General features: G+C 57.5%; 14 protein-coding genes. 8 read left to right on the forward strand and 6 right to left on the reverse strand.

Annotated elements, in window-relative coordinates; translation table 11 throughout:
• Positions 1–148: 148 nt before the first annotated feature.
• Entirely contained in the window at positions 149–958 is an 810-nt protein-coding gene (locus N1689_RS15095; RefSeq protein ID WP_260059386.1) for a 5'-nucleotidase, lipoprotein e(P4) family, read from the reverse strand.
• 106 nt (positions 959–1,064) lie between these two features.
• On the opposite strand from N1689_RS15095, the gene N1689_RS15100 reads away from it, so the two are divergent.
• Positions 1,065–1,772: a polyphenol oxidase family protein gene (locus tag N1689_RS15100; protein ID WP_260059322.1), complete on the forward strand. Its 708-nt coding sequence runs from the start codon at positions 1,065–1,067 to the stop codon at positions 1,770–1,772.
• 193 nt (positions 1,773–1,965) lie between these two features.
• Entirely contained in the window at positions 1,966–3,984 is a 2,019-nt protein-coding gene (locus N1689_RS15105; protein WP_260059323.1) for an NADPH-dependent 2,4-dienoyl-CoA reductase, read from the forward strand.
• On the opposite strand, the gene rlmG is transcribed toward N1689_RS15105, so the two are convergent.
• Positions 3,985–5,103: a 23S rRNA (guanine(1835)-N(2))-methyltransferase RlmG gene (gene rlmG, locus N1689_RS15110; protein ID WP_260059324.1), complete on the reverse strand. Its 1,119-nt coding sequence runs from the start codon at positions 5,101–5,103 to the stop codon at positions 3,985–3,987.
• Between the two features lie 83 nt (positions 5,104–5,186).
• On the opposite strand from rlmG, the gene N1689_RS15115 reads away from it, so the two are divergent.
• Positions 5,187–5,690, forward strand: coding sequence for a M48 family metallopeptidase (locus tag N1689_RS15115; RefSeq protein WP_161735341.1), 504 nt, complete (start codon positions 5,187–5,189; stop codon positions 5,688–5,690).
• Here the strand turns inward: N1689_RS15115 and N1689_RS15120 are convergent.
• The gene (locus tag N1689_RS15120) at positions 5,687–7,375 is read right to left on the reverse strand and encodes a chloride channel protein (RefSeq protein ID WP_260059327.1); all 1,689 of its coding nucleotides are present in this window, start codon (positions 7,373–7,375) and stop codon (positions 5,687–5,689) included. The two genes, N1689_RS15115 and N1689_RS15120, sit on opposite strands and share 4 nt — an antisense overlap.
• A 146-nt stretch (positions 7,376–7,521) precedes the next feature.
• On the opposite strand from N1689_RS15120, the gene N1689_RS15125 reads away from it, so the two are divergent.
• The 3 genes from N1689_RS15125 to sstT all read left to right on the forward strand — a co-directional run bounded on the left by N1689_RS15125 (position 7,522) and on the right by sstT (position 11,201).
• On the forward strand, positions 7,522–8,508 hold the full coding sequence (locus N1689_RS15125; protein ID WP_260059329.1) for a Gfo/Idh/MocA family protein: 987 nt from the start codon (positions 7,522–7,524) through the stop codon (positions 8,506–8,508).
• Positions 8,509–8,764: 256 nt separating this feature from the next.
• On the forward strand, positions 8,765–9,733 hold the full coding sequence (locus tag N1689_RS15130; RefSeq protein WP_161735347.1) for a TerC family protein: 969 nt from the start codon (positions 8,765–8,767) through the stop codon (positions 9,731–9,733).
• A gap of 235 nt (positions 9,734–9,968) precedes the next feature.
• Positions 9,969–11,201, forward strand: coding sequence for a serine/threonine transporter SstT (sstT, locus tag N1689_RS15135; RefSeq protein WP_061063447.1), 1,233 nt, complete (start codon positions 9,969–9,971; stop codon positions 11,199–11,201).
• Positions 11,202–11,495: 294 nt separating this feature from the next.
• Here sstT and N1689_RS15140 read toward each other — a convergent pair whose 3' ends face one another.
• From N1689_RS15140 to uxaC, 3 genes are read right to left on the reverse strand one after another with little or no spacing between them, the layout of a single operon-like run.
• Positions 11,496–12,986 carry a UxaA family hydrolase gene (locus tag N1689_RS15140; RefSeq protein WP_161735351.1) on the reverse strand — a complete coding sequence of 497 codons (1,491 nt, stop codon included), beginning with the start codon at positions 12,984–12,986 and terminating at the stop codon, positions 11,496–11,498.
• Between the two features lie 4 nt (positions 12,987–12,990).
• Positions 12,991–14,439: a tagaturonate reductase gene (locus tag N1689_RS15145; protein WP_161735352.1), complete on the reverse strand. Its 1,449-nt coding sequence runs from the start codon at positions 14,437–14,439 to the stop codon at positions 12,991–12,993.
• A 2-nt stretch (positions 14,440–14,441) separates the two neighbouring features.
• Complete coding sequence (gene uxaC / locus N1689_RS15150; RefSeq protein WP_161735354.1) at positions 14,442–15,857, reverse strand: glucuronate isomerase; 1,416 nt, start codon at positions 15,855–15,857, stop codon at positions 14,442–14,444.
• A 399-nt stretch (positions 15,858–16,256) separates the two neighbouring features.
• Here uxaC and N1689_RS15155 point away from each other — a divergent pair, with 399 nt between their 5' ends.
• Positions 16,257–17,561: an MFS transporter gene (locus tag N1689_RS15155; protein WP_253420116.1), complete on the forward strand. Its 1,305-nt coding sequence runs from the start codon at positions 16,257–16,259 to the stop codon at positions 17,559–17,561.
• A gap of 86 nt (positions 17,562–17,647) precedes the next feature.
• A complete protein-coding gene (exuR, locus tag N1689_RS15160) occupies positions 17,648–18,424 on the forward strand; it encodes a transcriptional regulator ExuR (protein WP_150013533.1) in 777 nt (258 codons plus the stop codon).
• The last annotated feature ends 248 nt before the right edge of the window (positions 18,425–18,672 follow it).

Raw genomic sequence — 18,672 nt, forward strand, 5'->3', positions numbered from 1 at the left:
GCTGACAGCCAGTTAAATATGCCTGTAATAAGAGAAGAATGAAGCAAGAGATGATTAATTTAATTTGCAGCAGAATAGTGACGGCAGTAAGTAAATCAGGACCAGTTCTGAACAGAGCCTGAATGAGCAGGCTCTTTTTCTTGACGAATTATTTACCGTTCCAGCTTTGCAGCCGTGATTCCCGCACCGACAACTGCTGCTCCGGTGTCAGTTTATTGTAGTTTTCCGCCATTCCGCTCTCCCAGTCGCCATAAAGTGGATTCGGCAGAACGATGAACTGCGTACCAAACTGCTGGTGATTTAGACTCACAAAATCGCGACGCGTCTGATTACCCTTATGCCAGGTCGACCCACCAAAATCGTTGAGGTTGTCGCCGACATAGAGCACCACGTTGTAACCCGCGTTTTTGATGGCATCGAAACGCGCCTGCTTGTTGGAGCTGTCGGTATTCAGACGTACCGTTTTATCACTGACGTTCGGGAAGCCGAGCTGCTGCATATTGGCGACCGTGGCGGCGTAATCTTTCTGATCGCGGTTCGACACATAGAACAGCGTGCCGCCCTTCTCTGTCACATGACGCGCGAACTCGACCGCACCCGGCACTGCTTTCGCCTGACGCGCCTGCGTCCAGGCTGACCAGGTTTTGCTGCTGAACGGCTGGCCGTTCTTCGCCTGCCATGCACTGTAGGCGCTGTTATCCAGCATGGTTTCATCCAGATCGACAATCACCGCTTTGGGTTTGCCGGTCAGCGACGGTGCCTGATCAAACGCCATGCGCGCGGTATTGAACGCCTGCCAGGTCAGTGCCTGATATTCGCCTGACTGCTGGAACCAGTTTACCGCCAGCACCGATTGCTGCCCGAGCTGCTGTTGCGCGGTCTGATGTGTTGACGAGGCGCAGCCGGTCAGCAGCAGCGCGACCAGTCCGGATGCAGCGATTTTTGCGGAAGTTTTCATCATTTCATCCTTAAGGTGAGAAAGGTCTGAGGAGAAGCTTCAAAAATGTAGCAGTTAACGTAAGCTGTGGGCAGCCTAACGCACGCTGTTATAACAGGAGATTCTTATGGCCGTGATCCCGCGCTCGCCGTTGCTCGATTCACTGGAGTGGCTCGATTATGCGTTTCAGCCCGCCGGTGAGCCGCCTCCCGCCGATGCCGCCTGGGGACATCAGCGCCACAGCGCGACTGTAGTCACCGACATTGAGAACACCCCGCCGAAAAGCTGCGAGTCGGATGGCGTGATCGGTAGCGGAACGCGCCCGGTGGCGGTTTATACCGCCGACTGCCTGCCGGTGCTGTTCGCCGACCGCAATAAACGAATCGTGGCGGCAGTTCATGCCGGACTTAAGGGAACACTGGCGGGCGTGCTGACCCGCGCCGTGGAAAAACTGGGCGAGCAGGGCTGCAACCCGCAGGACCTGGTGGTGGCGATTGGCCCGGCAATGGGGCCCTGCTGCTATGAGCTGGCTGAACCGCAGCTTGCAGAGATTGCGCAGAACCCGGCGTTTGCCAGCGGGCTGCGCTGGCACCGGAACCCGCCGGTCAATCCGCTGGCGCAACGCACTCAGGCTGCTGCCCGCCAGCAGGGCGTCTGGTTCGATCTGCCTGCACTGGCGACGCATTTGCTGGTGCAGGCGGGTGTGCCGGCCGCGCAGATCGATAACGTGAACGTCTGCACCTACTGCATGGCGGAGAGCGGATCAAGCTACCGCTTTAATACTCATCATGGCAGCGGCTATCGCTCACGCTATTCGTGGATCCGACGGCGCTAAGCGTTTCAGAGTCAGAAACATTAAAGGCCACGGATAGTTGTGCTGCGTAAGGCACAACCTCCCTGCTCCCGCTCATCAGCACTTCCCCACCGATGTTTATGATTTCACTCACACCCTGACATTATTTCACTTTTTTTTAACGCAGAAGTGGCTAGAGTTAACTCATCCGACCACTTAACTGTGAGTGACTATCATGCCCGTCAATCCTGATTATCCTGCGCTGTTTACGCCGCTGAATCTTGGCTTTACCCAATTGAAAAACCGCTTTCTGATGGGGTCAATGCACACCGGTCTGGAGGAGCATCCGGATGGCGCAGCGCGGCTGGCGGCGTTCTACGGCGAGCGGGCGCGTGAAGGCGTTGCACTGATTGTCACCGGCGGCATTGCGCCTAATGCTCAGGGTGTCACCACCGCGCATGGCGCGATGCTTATCGACGAAGCGCAGTGCAGCTGGCATCGGCAGATCACGGAGGCGGTACATCAGCATCAGGGCAAAATCGCCCTGCAGATCCTGCATACTGGCCGTTACAGCTATCAGCCCGATCTGGTTGCGCCTTCGGCACGTCAGGCCCCGATTAACCCGTTCACGCCACAGGCGATGAGCGAGGCGGCGATTGAACAGACCATTGATGACTTTGCCCGCTGCGCCCGTCTGGCGCAGCGGGCGGGCTACGATGGCGTGGAGATCATGGGTTCCGAAGGCTACCTGATTAATCAGTTTCTGGTGAAGCACACCAATCAGCGAACCGACCGCTGGGGCGGCGACTTCCGCCAGCGGATGCAGTTCGCGCTGGCGATTACCCGCGCGGTTCGCGCCGCAACCGGCGATGCCTTTATCATCATCTTCCGGCTGTCGATGCTCGACCTGATCGAAGAAGGCAGCACGCTGGAGGAGACGCTGCTGCTGGCGGGCGAGCTGGAGCAGTGCGGCGTCACGCTGTTCAATACCGGCATTGGCTGGCACGAAGCGCGCATCCCGACCATCGCCACCTGCGTGCCGCGCGCGGCCTTTGCCTGGGTGACGCAGCGCCTGCGCGCCCATGTGTCAGTGCCGGTGATCGCCACCAATCGCATCAACCACCCCGCCGTTGCCGAAGAGCTGTTGCAGTCGGGCTGCGCCGATATGGTCTCGATGGCGCGCCCTTTCCTCGCCGACCCCGCCTTTGTCAGCAAAGCGCAGCGCGGCGAACCGGACAGCATCAACACCTGCATTGCCTGTAACCAGGCCTGTCTCGACCAGGTGTTTGCCGGGAAGATCACCTCCTGTCTGGTCAATCCGCGCGCCTGCCATGAGTCGCTGATGCCGGTTATCGTCAGCACCGCACCGCGCAGGCTGGCAGTAGTGGGTGCCGGTCCCGCCGGGATGGCGTTTGCGCTGCAGGCGGCACAGCGCGGCCATCAGGTGACACTCTATGAGGCCGCGCCGGAGATAGGCGGCCAGTTCAATATTGCCCGGCTGATCCCCGGCAAATCGGAGTTCAGCGAAACGCTGCGCTATTTCCGCAATCAGCTGGCGGCAGCGGGCGTGATGGTCAAAACCGGCTGTCGGGTCACGGCGGATCAGTTGAGTGACGCCGATGAAGTGGTGCTGGCGACCGGCATTCAGCCCCGTACGCCTGATATTCCAGGCATCGATCACCCCAGCGTGCTGAGCTACCTTGAGGTGCTGCGTGATAAGCGCCCGGTGGGTAAACGGGTGGCGATTATCGGCGCGGGCGGGATTGGCTTTGATGTGGCGGAGTATCTGTCACAGCCTTCACATGATGAGGATCGGGCGGCGTTTTACGCCGAATGGGGCATCGACCACAGCCTGACGCAGCGCGGCGGCATCGTGAAACCTGAGCCGCCTGCCGCGTTACGGCAAATCTGGCTGCTGCAGCGCCGGACAGGGAAACCCGGCGCCGGGCTGGCAAAAACCACCGGCTGGATCCATCGCGCCAGCCTGCAGGCGCGCGGCGTGGAGATGTGGGGCGGCGCGGAGTATCTGGCGATTGATGATAGCGGCCTGCACTTGCGGCGTAACGGCGAAACGCTGCTGCTGGCGATCGATAACGTGATTATCTGTGCCGGACAGGAGCCACAACGCGAACTGGAAGCCGCGCTGCGTGCAAAAGGACAGGTAGTGACGGTAATAGGCGGTGCAGACGTAGCGCAGGAACTGGATGCGCGCCGCGCGATTGCGCAGGCAACGCAGCTGGCTTTAACGGTCTGACTAGCGCATTTTCACCGCGCGCAGCACCACAAACTTCTGGTTAGAGGCGATCAGCGTGCAGTTGCCGAACAGCTTCTTCAGTTTGTGGTGATAATCAAGGTGGCGGTTGCCGACAATACGCAACTCACCGCCATACTGAAGGCAGCGTTTCGCATCGCGGAACATCTGCCACGCCAGATGATCGGTGACAGCGTGCTGCTGATGGAACGGCGGGTTGCACAGCACCGCGTGCAGCCGATCTGACGGATAGCCGCTCAGCACGTTGTTCACCAGGAACTGACAGCGCGACAGATCGTCAGGACGGTTCACTTCCACATTAAGCTGGCTGGAGGCGACCGCCATATAAGACTCATCAAGGAAATGCACTTCGGCCTGCGGATTCTGCTCCAGCGCCACCAGCCCTACCACGCCGTTGCCACAGCCCAGATCGACAATCTCACCTTCAATGTTTTCCGGCAGATGCTGCACAAACAGCCGTGCGCCGATATCCAGCGACGAGCGCGAGAAAACGTTGGCATAGTTGTGGATCTGATAAGAGGTGCCATCCAGCGGCCAGACCAGCGTCGGCGTCGCCTCACGCACTGCAGGCTTGCTGAACTGGCTGAAAATCAGACGCGCTTTTTTCCACGCCAGTGAGGTTTTGGTTTCACCGATGATCTGTTCGAACAGCTGAAGGGTAGAGTTATGGATCTCTTTGGCGCGCGCCGCCGCCAGAATCACCGTATCGGGTGTGACCACTTCGCGAATGGCACGCAGCTGATGCTCCAGCAGCGCCAGCGTTTTCGGCACCTTAATCAGCACTGCCGCCGGAGCCGCCGGCAATTCCGCGAGGCTATCAACAAAGTGTACGTCGCTGTCATCCAGCTCATTAAAGGAAAGGTTCTGACGGGCGGCCTGCTGGCTGAGCCAGGAGTCGCTGACATGCCAGACGGTGCGTGGACTCAGGGCGCAGGTTAATGCCCCGAAACTGTCGTTGAAGACCAGCACCGGTCCTGCCGGCAGCGCCTGCTGTAAGAGATATTCATCAGCCGCATCCCAGGCTTGTAATGGACTTTCGTCACGCATCTGCGGGAAGCGATGCAGGATCAGTGTGCGATCGTTCAGTTCAAGTTGGCTCATGAATTCTCCGGCGTGGTACACTTTGGTTGATTTTCGCCCCAAAAACGGGGGCGCAGTATACTGTCTTTCGCCTGGAATCCCTAATGTCCTCACTGATCTACCTTCAGGGTTATCCTGCCCCCCTTCTTGAGCAGGTTCAGACGCTGATTACCCACCAGCGCTTAGGTGCGTTTCTGCAGGAACGTTATCCGGACACTCACGACGTGATGAGTGATAAAGCGCTATATGACTACACCCAGGCGCTGAAAAATCGCTATATGCGCAACGCGCCACCCATCAGCAAAGTGATGTGGGATAACAGGATTAAGGTGATGAAGCACGCACTTGGCCTGCATACGGCCATCTCACGGATTCAGGGCGGCAAACTCAAGGCGAAAGCGGAGATCCGCATCTCGACCTTTTTCCGCCTTGCGCCAGAGCCGTTTCTGCGAATGATCGTGGTGCATGAACTGGCACACCTGAAAGAGAAAGACCACGATAAGGCGTTCTACCAGCTCTGCTGCCATATGGAGCCGGATTACCACCAGCTCGAATTTGATGCGCGGCTCTGGATGACTGATCAGGCGATGCGCGGTAACGCGGCTTAAAGAAACTCCTGTGCTTTCTGAATCAGGCTGGTTTTGGTCAGCGCGCCCAGAAAGCGTCGTTCCTGGGGATTGTTAAGCACCGGCAGTCGCTCCAGCGTGACCGCCGCAAACGCCTCCCACCCTTCACGCATACTCTGATTCTCAAACACCACCGGAAAATCCTGATCCATCACGCACTGCACCGGTGAATCAAGGGTGATCTCCTGCGCCAGCACCCGGCGCGAAATCTCATGAATTGAGACCACGCCGAGGAAAGCGCCTGCGGCATTAATGACATAGACGTAGCGTTCACGCTTAAGCGAGCTGACCGCCAGCGCCTGCCCTACCGACTCTTCCGGCTGCAGCGCCGCGCCGGGAATAATCAACTCGGCAATGCGCATATTATCGAAATCATATTTCGCCTCTGAACGGCTGAAGTGATGACTCACCACCGGATAGGTACTGACTGATTGCAGGCGATAAACCACCATCGACGCCAGCACGGTAGCGATCATCAGCGGGAACAACAGGCTGCTGTTGAGCGTCATCTCCAGCACCATCAGCATCGCCATCAACGGCGCCTGACTGACCGCCGCCAGCACTGCCGCCATGCCAATGGCGGCATAGAGCAGCACATTGCCGAGCGGCAGATGCAGCGCCGCACCCACCGTCGCGATGATGACGCCAAGCAGTGCGCCAATCAGCAGCGAAGGCGTGAAGAGTCCGCCGACCGCGTTCGATCCTACCGACAGGCTGGTGGCGAGGGTTTTCAGCACCAGTAGCAGCAACAGGCCCGGCAGCAGATAGTCGCCCGCCATCACTTTGACGATGACCTCGTAGCCGTTGCCGAGGATATCGGTGGAGATCAGCGCCAGTAAGCCTACGGCGACTCCGCCCGCGCCCAGACGCACGGGCAGCGAGGCGACCCGGCTGAACAGCATTTTGCTGCGAGCGATACACTTAATCAGCATCCAGCCCGCCAGACCGGCGCTCAGACCGATCACCACCGTCATCAGCAGGCTGCTCAGATCCATAGCGAAATTCGCGTCCGCCAGCGGATAGAGCGCGCTGCGGAAGCCCAGCGTCCACATAGTCATCACCGCCGTCGCCGAGGCGATAATAAGCGGGATCAGCCGCTGCAACGCGGAAATACCGAAGGCAATCTCCGCGACGAAAATCGCCGACGCCAGCGGCGCATGGTAGACCGACGAGAGGCCCGCCGCGGCCGCCATCGCCACGACGTCACTGTTTTTCAGGTTAAGCGAGGACGGTAACAGGCGGCCAATCGCGCTGCCGCACAGTGCTGAGAGCTGCACCATCGGCCCCTCTTTACCGATCGACGCGCCGCTGCCGATACTGGCAATCGACGACAGGGCGCGGAACAGCGAGGTTTTGGTCGGCACCGCATCGAGCCGGGCGTTGATCACTTCAAGGTAATCCGTTTTCACCGTCTGCTGCTGCTCAATGGCAACCGCATAACGCAGGAAAAAGCCCGCCAGCACGCCGCCCGCGCCCACCAGCAGCGGCCAGAAGATCCACGGCCAGAGATGCAGGGATTCGGTAATGTCGCCACTGCGCGCAAACAGCAGATGGTTGATCAGTTCAATGACGCCGCGAAAAGCCAGCGTCACCAGCGACGCCGCACACCCGACCGGAATGGCAATCAGCAATGTGGTCCAGTTTAATGCGTGCTTACTTGCTTTCACCTGTGCTCCCTGGTTGATGCCTGTTTATTATTGCTTCCGCATAGTATTGGAATGCGGATCGCAGGATCAATCCCTGCCTGCCCGGCGCGCTTGCACCGCGTCGGTGAGATGTTACTCTGCCGCTTTACCGCTGCCGGAGAGATGACGTGATTCGTTTTGCCATTGTGGGAACAAACTGGATTACACGCCAGTTTATTGATGCCGCTCATGAAACCGGAGCGATGAAGCTCTGCGCGGTCTATTCACGCATTCAGCAGCAGGCCGACGCCTTTATCGCCGATTATCCCTGCAAACAGACCTTTACCTCACTGGACGCCCTGGCCGCCAGCCCGGCGATCGATGCGGTCTATCTGGCCAGCCCCAACGCCCTGCACTGCCAGCAGGCGCTGCTGTTTATGTCGCACGGCAAGCATGTTATTTGCGAAAAACCGCTGGCCTCAAATCTGGCCGAAGCAGAGAAGATGATCGCCTGCGCTCGTGAGCATCAGGTGGTGCTGTTTGAGGCATTTAAAACCGCCAGCCTGCCGAATTTCCTGCGTCTACAGCAGGCGCTGCCTGACGTGGGTAAACTGCGAAAAGCGCTGCTGAATTACTGTCAGTACTCTTCACGCTACCCGCGCTATCTCAACGGCGAGAACCCCAATACTTTTGATCCGCGCTGGTCGAATGGCTCGGTGATGGATATCGGGTATTACTGTCTGGCCTCGGCGGTGACGCTGTGGGGCGAGCCAGATAGTGTGCAGGCCACTGCGACATTGCTGACGAGCGGCGTGGATGCACATGGCGTGGTGGTGCTGAGCTACGGTGATTTCGACGTGACGATTCTGCATTCGAAGGTGAGTGATTCCAGCCTGCCCAGCGAGATTCAGGGTGAAGCGGGCGCGCTGGTGATTGAAAAGCTATCGGAGTGCCAGCAGCTGACCTTTGTGCCGCGGGGCGCGGAAAAGCAGGCGCTGAGCCAGCCGCAACATATCAACATCATGCTGTACGAAGCGGCCGTTTTTGCCCGGCTGGTTGAGCAGCGCCAGGTGGACCATCCGGGGCTTGAGGTTTCGCGCATTACCGCCGCGTTGCTGACCGAAATCCGGCGTCAGACCGGCGTGATCTTCCCTGCCGATCATGCTGCTGTGTAAATATTTCTAAATATGTCTGTGAGGAGTTGCTTCCTGTGCGGCTAAACCGTAACTTACCCTCCTGCAAAGGGGAGTAACTTGTAAGCTGATTGATCGTCACTACGATGCGCAGGCATCCGGTCATCAGGCAACCCGGAATCCATTTCTGTGTTGTAAGTGAGACCTTGCCGGAAGGCGAGGTTTGCTTACACAAAAATAAGCGGCTGACGTCTTCTGACTTCAGCCGTTTTTTTTATTTTTAAGACAGGATACGAATATGCAAACTGTGGGTACGCCTTTACTGTGGGGCAGCTTTGCGGTTGTGGTGCTGATCATGCTGGCTATCGACCTGCTGTTGCAGGGACGTCGCGGCGCGCAGACCATGTCTTTCAAACAGGCGGCTGTCTGGTCGCTGATCTGGGTTTCCGTCTCACTGCTGTTCAGCGCCGCTTTCTGGTGGTATCTGGAGGGCAGCGCGGGACGTGAAGTGGCTAATACGCAGACGCTCGCCTTCCTGACCGGTTACGTGCTGGAAAAAGCGCTGGCGGTGGATAACGTCTTCGTCTGGCTGATGCTGTTCAGCTACTTCTCTATTCCGGCCAACCTGCAGCGACGGGTACTGATCTACGGCGTATTAGGCGCTATCGTGCTGCGTACCATCATGATCTTCGCAGGTAGCTGGCTGGTCACGCAGTTCAGCTGGATCCTCTATGTGTTTGGTGCGTTCCTGCTGTTTACCGGCGTGAAAATGGCGCTGGCGAAAGAGGATGACGGTGCGGTGGGCGACAAGCCAGTGGTGCGCTGGCTGCGTAAGCATTTACGCATGACCGATGATCTCGACGGCGAGAAGTTCTTCACCCGCAAAAACGGCGTGCTGTTTGCGACGCCGCTGCTGCTGGTGCTGATTATGGTGGAGCTCAGCGACGTGATCTTTGCCGTCGACAGTATCCCGGCGATCTTCGCCGTCACGACCGACCCGTTTATCGTGCTGACCTCAAACCTGTTCGCGATTCTGGGATTACGTGCCATGTACTTCCTGCTGGCGAACGTGGCAGAGCGCTTCTCAATGCTGAAGTATGGCCTGGCGATTGTGCTGGTGTTCATCGGCTTCAAAATGCTGATTGTCGACCTCTACCATATTCCGGTCGGGATCTCACTGGGCGTAGTCGGTGCCATTCTGGCGTCTACCCTGCTGATCAACGCCTGGGTTAACCGCAAAAGAGACCAGAAAAAGCTCACACCATAATTACCTGCAGGGGCAGCGGATGCCCCTGTTTTATTTTGCGGCAGCCTGCCACGCCATTTCATCTCTCTGTCACACTTCCACTATTCAGCATAATAAAAATCCGACATACCCCACAGCAACAGAACTTTCTCTTTTCTCGTCCGATCTTTTCCTTATACTCCGCCGGGCAAACCGTTTTAGCCGATGCAAAACATCGCGTCTGAAACTACATCCGCGACAAAATATAGAAAATATTATGCAGAAAACTCTCTCCGCACGTCTGGGCACGCTGCTCGCCGGAAGCCTGGTGAAGCAAATCATGATTGGGCTGATCGCCGGTGTGGCGCTCGCCTGGATTTCACACGATGCCGCGCTGGCGGTCGGTCTGCTGGGTGAACTGTTTGTCAGTGCGCTGAAAGCGGTCGCGCCCTTGCTGGTTCTGATGCTGGTCATCGCCTCAATCGCCAACCACCAGCAAGGCCAGAAAACCAATATCCGGCCAATTATTATGCTCTATCTGCTGAGCACCTTCTTCGCGGCAGTCGTCGCGGTGGTCTTCAGCCATCTGATCCCGCAGACGCTGACGCTGGCGGTGGGCAGCACGGAAATCGTTCCCCCTTCCGGCATCACCGAAGTGTTACGTGGACTGCTGATGAGCATGGTTTCGAATCCGATCACTGCATTGATGCAGGCTAACTATATCGGCATTCTGGTATGGGCCATTGGCCTGGGGCTGGCGTTCCGTCACAGCAGTGACAGCACCCGTGCCTTTCTCAACGATGCCTCTGAGGCGGTAACCTGGCTGGTGCGCTGCGTCATCCGCTGCGCCCCGATCGGTATTTTCGGTCTGGTGGCGTCGATTCTGGCCTCAACCGGCTTTGGCGCGCTGTGGCAATATGCCCATCTGCTGGCGCTGCTGCTGGGCTGCATGGTGCTGATGGCGCTGGTGGTGAACCCGCTGCTGGTCTTCTGGAAAATCCGTCGCAACCCTTATCCGCTGGTCTTCACCTGCCTGCGTGAAAGCGGCGTGACCGCCTTCTTTACCCGCAGTTCTGCCGCCAATATTCCGGTGAATATGGCACTGGCGAAACGTCTGGATCTCGATGAGGATACCTATTCGGTGTCGATTCCGCTGGGCGCGACTATCAGTATGGCGGGTGCGTCGATCACCATTACCGTGCTGACGCTGGCGGCGGTGCATACGCTGGGGATCAGCATTGATGTGCCGACCGCGATTCTGCTAAGTCTGGTGGCGTCACTCTGTGCCTGTGGTGCATCGGGCGTAGCGGGCGGTTCGCTGCTGCTGATCCCGGTGGCCTGCAATATGTTCGGCATTCCGAATGATCTGGCGATGCAGGTGGTGGCCGTGGGCTTTATTATCGGCGTCCTGCAGGATTCGGCGGAAACCGCACTGAACTCCTCAACCGATATTCTGTTTACTGCCGCTGTCTGTCAGGCAGAAGCGGAGCGCGAAACAAGCCGGGCCTGATTCAGTTAACATAAAAAAGGCGACCCGTATGAATAATTACGGATCGCTTAAGGCTGCTGCCATGCCCACATCAGGGTTAATCCAGCCGCAACGGATAAACTCAACGCGCAGGGAACACGGGCAGAAGAGGAAAGCGTCCCGCGCCAAGGATGGCGCGGGCCGAGCGTGTCATGGATGACGGCCTTTGCGACTTTCCGATCTGACTGTGTTCCCTTCGCAGGCTCGGTCTCACCGCCACAGAGCCGGACTTTATCAACGATCTCAAGCGACCCGCACTTTAGCGGGTCGTTTTGTTTAAAGCGTCACACCGCTTTTAAAAATCGCCAGCTCGCGGAAATCGTTTTTCTCATTGTTGGTCTGCTGACCACTGGCAATCGCCACAATGCTGTCGACAAAATCTTCCAGCATCGCATCCATGCTCATCCCTTCGATCAACCGTCCGGCATTAAAGTCGATCCAGTGCGGTTTTTTCTCCGCCAGCGGCGTGTTGGTCGCCAGCTTCACCGTCGGCACAAATCCTCCATACGGCGTGCCGCGTCCGGTACTGAACAGCACCATGTGGCAACCGGCGCCGGCCAGCGCACTGGTGGCGACCGCATCATTGCCCGGCGCACTCAGCAGATTCAGCCCCGGCGTTTTTAACCGCTCGCCATACTTCAGCACATCGACCACCTGACTCTGCCCCGCTTTCTGCGTACAGCCCAGCGACTTCTCCTCCAGCGTGGTGATACCGCCCGCTTTGTTGCCCGGTGACGGATTCTCATAGATCGGCTGCTGGTGATCGATAAAGTACTGTTTAAAGTCGTTGATCATCGCCACCGTTTTGCCGAAGGTCTCTTCGTCGCGACAGCGGCTCATCAGGATGCGTTCTGCGCCAAACATTTCCGGCACTTCGGTCAGTACGGTGGTGCCGCCATTGGCGATCATCTGGTCTGAGAAACGCCCCAGCAACGGGTTGGCGGTGATACCAGACAAACCATCCGAACCGCCGCACTCCAGACCAAACTTCAGCTCGCTAAGCTTGCCCGGTTCACGCCGGTCATGGCGCATTTTTTTATACAACGCATGCAGACGCTCCAGCCCGGCTTCCACTTCGTCGTCATGCTGCTGGCAGACCATAAATTCGACCCGGTCGCTTTCAAACGCGCCGAGGGTGTCTCTGAAGGCATCGACCTGATTGTTTTCACAGCCAAGACCAATCACCAGCACCGCGCCCGCGTTGGGATGGCGCACCATATTCTGCAGCATGGTGCGGGTGTTTTCATGGTCCTGCCCCAGCTGCGAGCAGCCGAAGGTGTGGCTGAACAGGAATGCGCCGTCAATGCCTTCTGCGTCCCGGGTCTCTTTCAGGAAACGCTGCAGGATCTGACGTGCAATCCCGTTGACGCAACCAACGGTCGGCAGGATCCACAGCTCATTGCGGATGCCGACTTCGCCACTGGCGCGACGGTAGATCTGTACCTCCCGGTCACCTGGCTGCGGTGAAAGCGTTACAAACTCGGGCTGATACGCATACTCATCCAGATCGCTGAGATTGGTGCGGGCATTCTGCGAATGGATGACCTCACCGGCGGCCACAGGCTGTGTGGCATGGGCAATCGGCAGCCCATATTTGATCACCAGCTCATCCTGCGCGATGGGCTGCAGGGCGAATTTATGCCCGCGTCCCACGGCCTGTTGCAGCGCCACGCTCAGTGGCGGCAGTTCAATCGTGGCGCCCCCCTCTAAGTCACGTAACGCCACGGCGACGTTGTCGCGGGGATCAATTTTAATTGCGTCTTGCATAGCGTTATCTCAGTTGGCTCAGCGCCTCACGCATTCCGTGGGCGATGATATTTTGCAGGTGTTGGGTGACCACCGCAGCCAGTCCGGGCTGACGGGTTAAATCTTTGCCCCAGTGTTGCGCGTCGCTGAGCACAGCATGCACCAGCTGTTGCGGCGACATCTGGTCCGCATTAACCGCTTTCCAGGCATCGGCGTAGCGCTGTAACCACTGCGGCTCATCCTGTAACGGCCAGCTTTTGCCGGCTGACTCACCGCGATAAAAGGCGATCAGCGCCGCCAGCGCAAAGGTGATGTGTGTCGGCCATTCGCCAGTTTGCTGATGCGCGGCAAGCAGTGGCGTCAGCAGACGGGTACGGAACTTGGTCATGCCGTTGAGAGCAATCGACAGCAGCGCGTGGCGAATGAACGGATTGCGGAAACGGCGCTGAACCGCATCGGCAAAGGCGTGAAGTTCATCGGCGGGCAGATCGAGCGTCGGGATCACTTCGTGACGCAGCAGGTTATCGACAAATCCGGCAATGGCCGGATCGGCCATTGCCTCGCCGACGCTTTCAATCCCGGCAAGATACGCCACCGGTACCATCGCGGTATGCGCACCATTGAGGATCGCCACTTTTTGCGCTTTATAGGGCGCAATATCATCCACATGCCGGACCTGCGGCGACAGCGTCGCCAGCTTCAGCTCACTGAACAGCGCCGACGGCCCCTGAATCACAAACTGGTAGTAGACTTCGCCCGCCACCAGATAGCGATCTTCATAACCCAGCTCACGTTGCAGCTGCTCGCTTTCCGCCGGGAAGCCAGTGACGATGCGGTCCACTAACGTGTTGTAAAATGCACAGTGCTGATGAATCCAGGTTTTAAATTCGGATGGCAGATGCCAGTGGTCGGCATAGCGCAGCACCAGCTCGCGCAGCGTGTCGCCGTTATGGTCAATCAGCTCGCACGGCACCACCAGCCAGCCCCGATCGCTGGCACCACTGAAGTGCGAATAGCGCGCCCACAGCAGCTGCGTCAGTTTGCCAGGGAAACTGCTGGCGGGCTGATCGGTGAGCTGGTCCGTGCCGACAAAGGCGATGCCCGCTTCAGTGGTGTTGGAAAAGACCATACGCAGATCGGGATTACGGGCCAGCGCCATAAACTCGCCAATCTGCTGATAAGGCTGGATTTCACGATTCAGGCTGCGGATCAGCCGGGTTTCGCTGACCTGTTCGCCCTGATCGTTTAACCCGCGGATCAGCGTGGTGTAGAGGCCATCCTGCTGATTCAGGCTGTCGCTGACTTCACGGTTGCGCGGCCGCACCACCACAACCCCCGCATCGGTGCCCTGATGTTCGTTCAGCCAGTCAATCTGCCAGTCAATAAAGGCGCGCAGGAAGTTGCCTTCGCCAAACTGGATCACCCGTTCGCGATAGACCGCGCCCGGAAAGTCGTGGCGGTTTAGCCTTTTCATTATCAGGCTCCCAGCTCAATGCCAAAGTAGTCGCGGGCATTGTTGAAGCAGATGTTCTGTACCATCTGACCTAACAGCGCTTCATCGGCTGGCGCTTCACCCTGCTCTACCCAGCGGCCAATCATCTGGCACAGCAGACGGCGGAAATATTCGTGGCGGGTGTAGGAGAGGAAGCTGCGGCTGTCGGTCAGCATCCCGACGAAGCGGCTCAGCAGGCCAATCTGCGCCAGCTGCGTCATCTGACGCTGCATGCCATCCAGCTGATCGTTGAACCACCAGGCTGAACCAAACTGCATCTTGCCCGCCTGGCCTTCGCCCTGGAAGTTACCCGCCATCGTCGCCAGTACTTCGTTGTCGCGCGGGTTCAGGCAGTAAAGAATGGTTTTTGGCAACGCGTTATTGAGATTCTGTGCGCCCAGCAGTCGCGCCAGCGGTTCCGCCAGCGGCTGATCGTTGATGGAATCAAAGCCCACATCCGGCCCCAGCAGCTGATACTGGCGCGGATTGGTGTTGCGCAGTGCGCCAATATGATACTGCTGCACCCAGCCACGGCGGGCATATTCGCTGCCCAGCCAGACCAGTACCGCCGTTTTAAACTGGGCCGTTTCCTGCGGGTTCGGCGCGGCACCGCTGCGACGACGCGCCAGGATTGCATCCAGCGTGGCGTCATCCGCCTCGGCATAACAGACGACATCCAGCGCGTGATCGGAGACTTTACAGCCGTGAGCCGCAAAGTGATCCAGCCGCTGATGCAGTGCGCGGCGCAGATCGTCAAAACGCTGCACGCTGATATCAGTCAGCTGCTCCAGCGTCGCGATCCACGGCAGAAAGGTTTCGGCTTCGATATTAAAGGCTTTATCCGGACGCCAGCTCGGCAGCACTTTGACGCTGAAGCTGGCATCGTCTGCCAGCGCGCGATGATGGCGCAGATCATCCAGCGGATCGTCGGTGGTGCCGACCATCTTCACCTTCATCTGCTGCATGATGCCGCGCGTGGTAAAGCTATCCTGCGCCAGCAGTTCATTGCAGCGATGCCAGATGGTGTCGGCGGTTTTCTCAGAAAGCAGCGTATCGGTGATGCCGAAAGGCCGGCGTAACTCCAGGTGGGTCCAGTGATAGAGCGGGTTGCCGATGGTGTGAGGCACGGTGCGCGCCCAGGCGTCAAATTTTTCACGATCGCTGGCGTTGCCGGTACAGAACGCCTCAGCCACACCGTTAGCGCGCATTGCCCGCCATTTGTAGTGATCGCCCTTCAGCCAGATGTCATAAAGGTTGGCGAAGCGATAATTTTCGGCAATCTGCTGCGGCGGCAAGTGGCAGTGATAGTCGAAAATCGGCTGATCCTTTGCATAATCGTGATAGAGACGACGGGCGAATTCGGTATCCAGCAAAAAATCTTCGGTCATGAAACGTGACATACATGCTTCCTCATCGACTGAACCACTGATGGCCCAAAGTTATCATACCAATTTTAGTTCGTTACGGATTTATTTGAGATCCTGCTCACATAAACGGCGGTGACTGACTACCGTTATGGACGTTTCTGTCGTCCGCAGCGCGCTAAATGGCTGTCATTTCGCAGGTTTCCAGTATCCCACAGTGCAGAAAGGGTTTTTGTGATGGCTCTCAACTTTTAAAGTTGTATAACAAGTTAGGCTCTGGCCCCATCGTGAGGTCGTTAGCGACTCACAAAGGGCAAGGTCATAACAGGGTTGCTCATACAGAACCTGCGGGCGTGAGCAGAGCTGCATCACGTGCTGTCCCGCTCCAGATAACAACAGCGGCAAGACCGCATACAGAACTGGAAGAGGTAGAGGATGCGTAAGATCAAAGGGTTACGCTGGTACATGATTGGGCTGGTAACGCTCGGTACGGTATTAGGGTATCTGACCCGTAACACCATTGCCGTGGCGGCCCCGACACTAATGTCAGAGCTGCATATCACCACGCAGCAGTACTCCTACATCATTGCGGCCTATTCAGCCTGCTACACGCTGATGCAACCGGTGGCAGGTTATGTACTGGATCTGCTTGGCACCAAAGTTGGCTACGCGGTGTTTGCTATTATGTGGGCGATTTTCTGTGCCGCTACGGCGATGGCGGGCAGCTGGGGCGGCCTTGCTCTGGCGCGTGGTGCCGTCGGTGCGGCTGAAGCGGCGATGATCCCGGCCGGACTGAAGGCGAGCAGTGAGTGGTTTCCGGCCAAAGAGCGTTCGGTTGCGGTAGGCTACTTTAACGTCGGTTCGTCTATCGGTGCGATGCTGGCTCCGCCGCTGGTCGTCTGGGCAATCGTGGCGCATAGCTGGCAGATGGCCTTTGTCATGACCGGTGTGCTGAGCATGGCGTGGGCACTCTGCTGGCTGGTGTTCTATAAGCACCCCAAACAGCAAAAGAAGCTGAGCGATGAAGAGCGTGACTATATTATCTCTGGTCAGGAAGCGCAGCATCAGACCAACAACACCCACAAAATGTCGGCCCTGCAGATTATCCGTAACCGTCAGTTCTGGGGCATCGCGCTGCCGCGTTTTCTGGCAGAACCGGCGTGGGGAACGTTCAACGCCTGGATACCGCTGTTTATGTTCAAGGTGTACGGCTTCAATCTGAAAGAGATTGCAATGTTCGCCTGGATGCCGATGCTGTTTGCGGATTTTGGCTGCATCCTGGGTGGCTATCTGCCGCCGCTGTTTCAGCGCTGGTTTGGCGTTAACCTGATCGTCTCCCGCAAGATGGTGGTGACAATGGGTGCGGTATTAATGATTGCGCCAGGCACCATCGGGCTATTTACCAACCCTTACGTCGCCATTGGCCTGCTGTGCGTCGGCGGCTTTGCGCATCAGGCCCTCTCTGGCGCACTGATCACCCTGTCGTCAGACGTTTTCGGCCGCAACGAAGTTGCGACAGCGAACGGCTTAACCGGCATGGCCGCCTGGACCGCCAGTACCATGTTTGCGCTGGTTGTCGGCGCCCTGGCCGATACGCTGGGCTTCAGCCCGCTCTTTGCCGCGCTGGCAGTGTTCGATCTGCTGGGTGCTGTCGTTATCTGGACGGTCCTGAAAAATAAACCTGTTTCAGAGCTGAATACTGAAGCGGTTATTCCGTCAGCCAGCGCCGTTCGCAGTTAACCCGCCGGGCTGGCTTGCGCCAGCCCATTTCCTCGCACGCCCTGAAGTGGTATAACAACTTATCTGTCTGCTACCAGGATTGTGCAATGGACATCACTGAATCCCGTCGACTCTATCAACAGCTGGCCAGCGAGCTGAAAAGCCGCATTGAAACCGGGATCTACCCGGTGGGTGAAAAACTGCCTGCCGAGCGCCTGATTGCTGAAGAGATGGAAGTGAGCCGCACCGTCGTCCGCGAAGCGATCATCATGCTGGAAGTTGAAGGCTATGTTGAGGTTCGCAAAGGATCGGGTATTCATGTTATCGCCAGCCAGCAGCAGAACCGCATCGCCGCTACCAGCAGCCAGCTTGAGTTTGCCACTTTTGGTCCGTTTGAATTACTGCAGGCGCGCCAGCTGATTGAGAGTAACGTGGCGGAATTCGCTGCCACCCAGGTAACGCGTCAGGACATTATCGATCTGATGGCGATCCAGGAAAAAGCCCGCCAGGAGGATCACTTCCGTGACTCCGAGTGGGACATGCAGTTTCATGTGCGAATTGCACAATCCACCCAAAACAGTGCCCTGGCCGCCATCGTTGAAAAAATGTGGCTGCATCGTCTGCACAATCCCTACTGGCTTAAACTTCACGAACATATCGACCAGCGCAGCATTCTCAGCTGGTGCGACGACCACGATCAGATTCTCAAAGCCCTGATGCGTAAAGATCCCGCCGCCAGCAAACTGGCGATGTGGCAACATCTGGAAAATACTAAACAGATGCTGTTCAACGCAACGGCGGATGATTTTGAATTTAACGTGGATCGTTACATGTTTGGTGAAAATCCGGTCATCCTGCCTGATGGATCCAACAACGCTCGCTAAAAGTGCCTGAAAACACCCTGAGATGGTCAGTTAATCTGCAATAGTGTCAGGTCATGTAAAGCTCCTTTTTACACGCCGTTTCACAAGGTAAAACTCCTGTTTGCCAGAGAGTTTTCCTGTCTCAGACAGGCGATTTTTGTTACAGTTATCGCCCTTTTATTACCCTTTGCGACAGGGTTTTATAAAGTCGCTGATTTAACAATCAATTCTGGAAGGATCCGGAAAACCCCGCCCAGGCTGCGCTCCTA

This window comes from Pantoea sp. XY16 (assembly GCF_025153065.1).
GTDB lineage: Bacteria > Pseudomonadota > Gammaproteobacteria > Enterobacterales > Enterobacteriaceae > Pantoea > Pantoea alfalfae.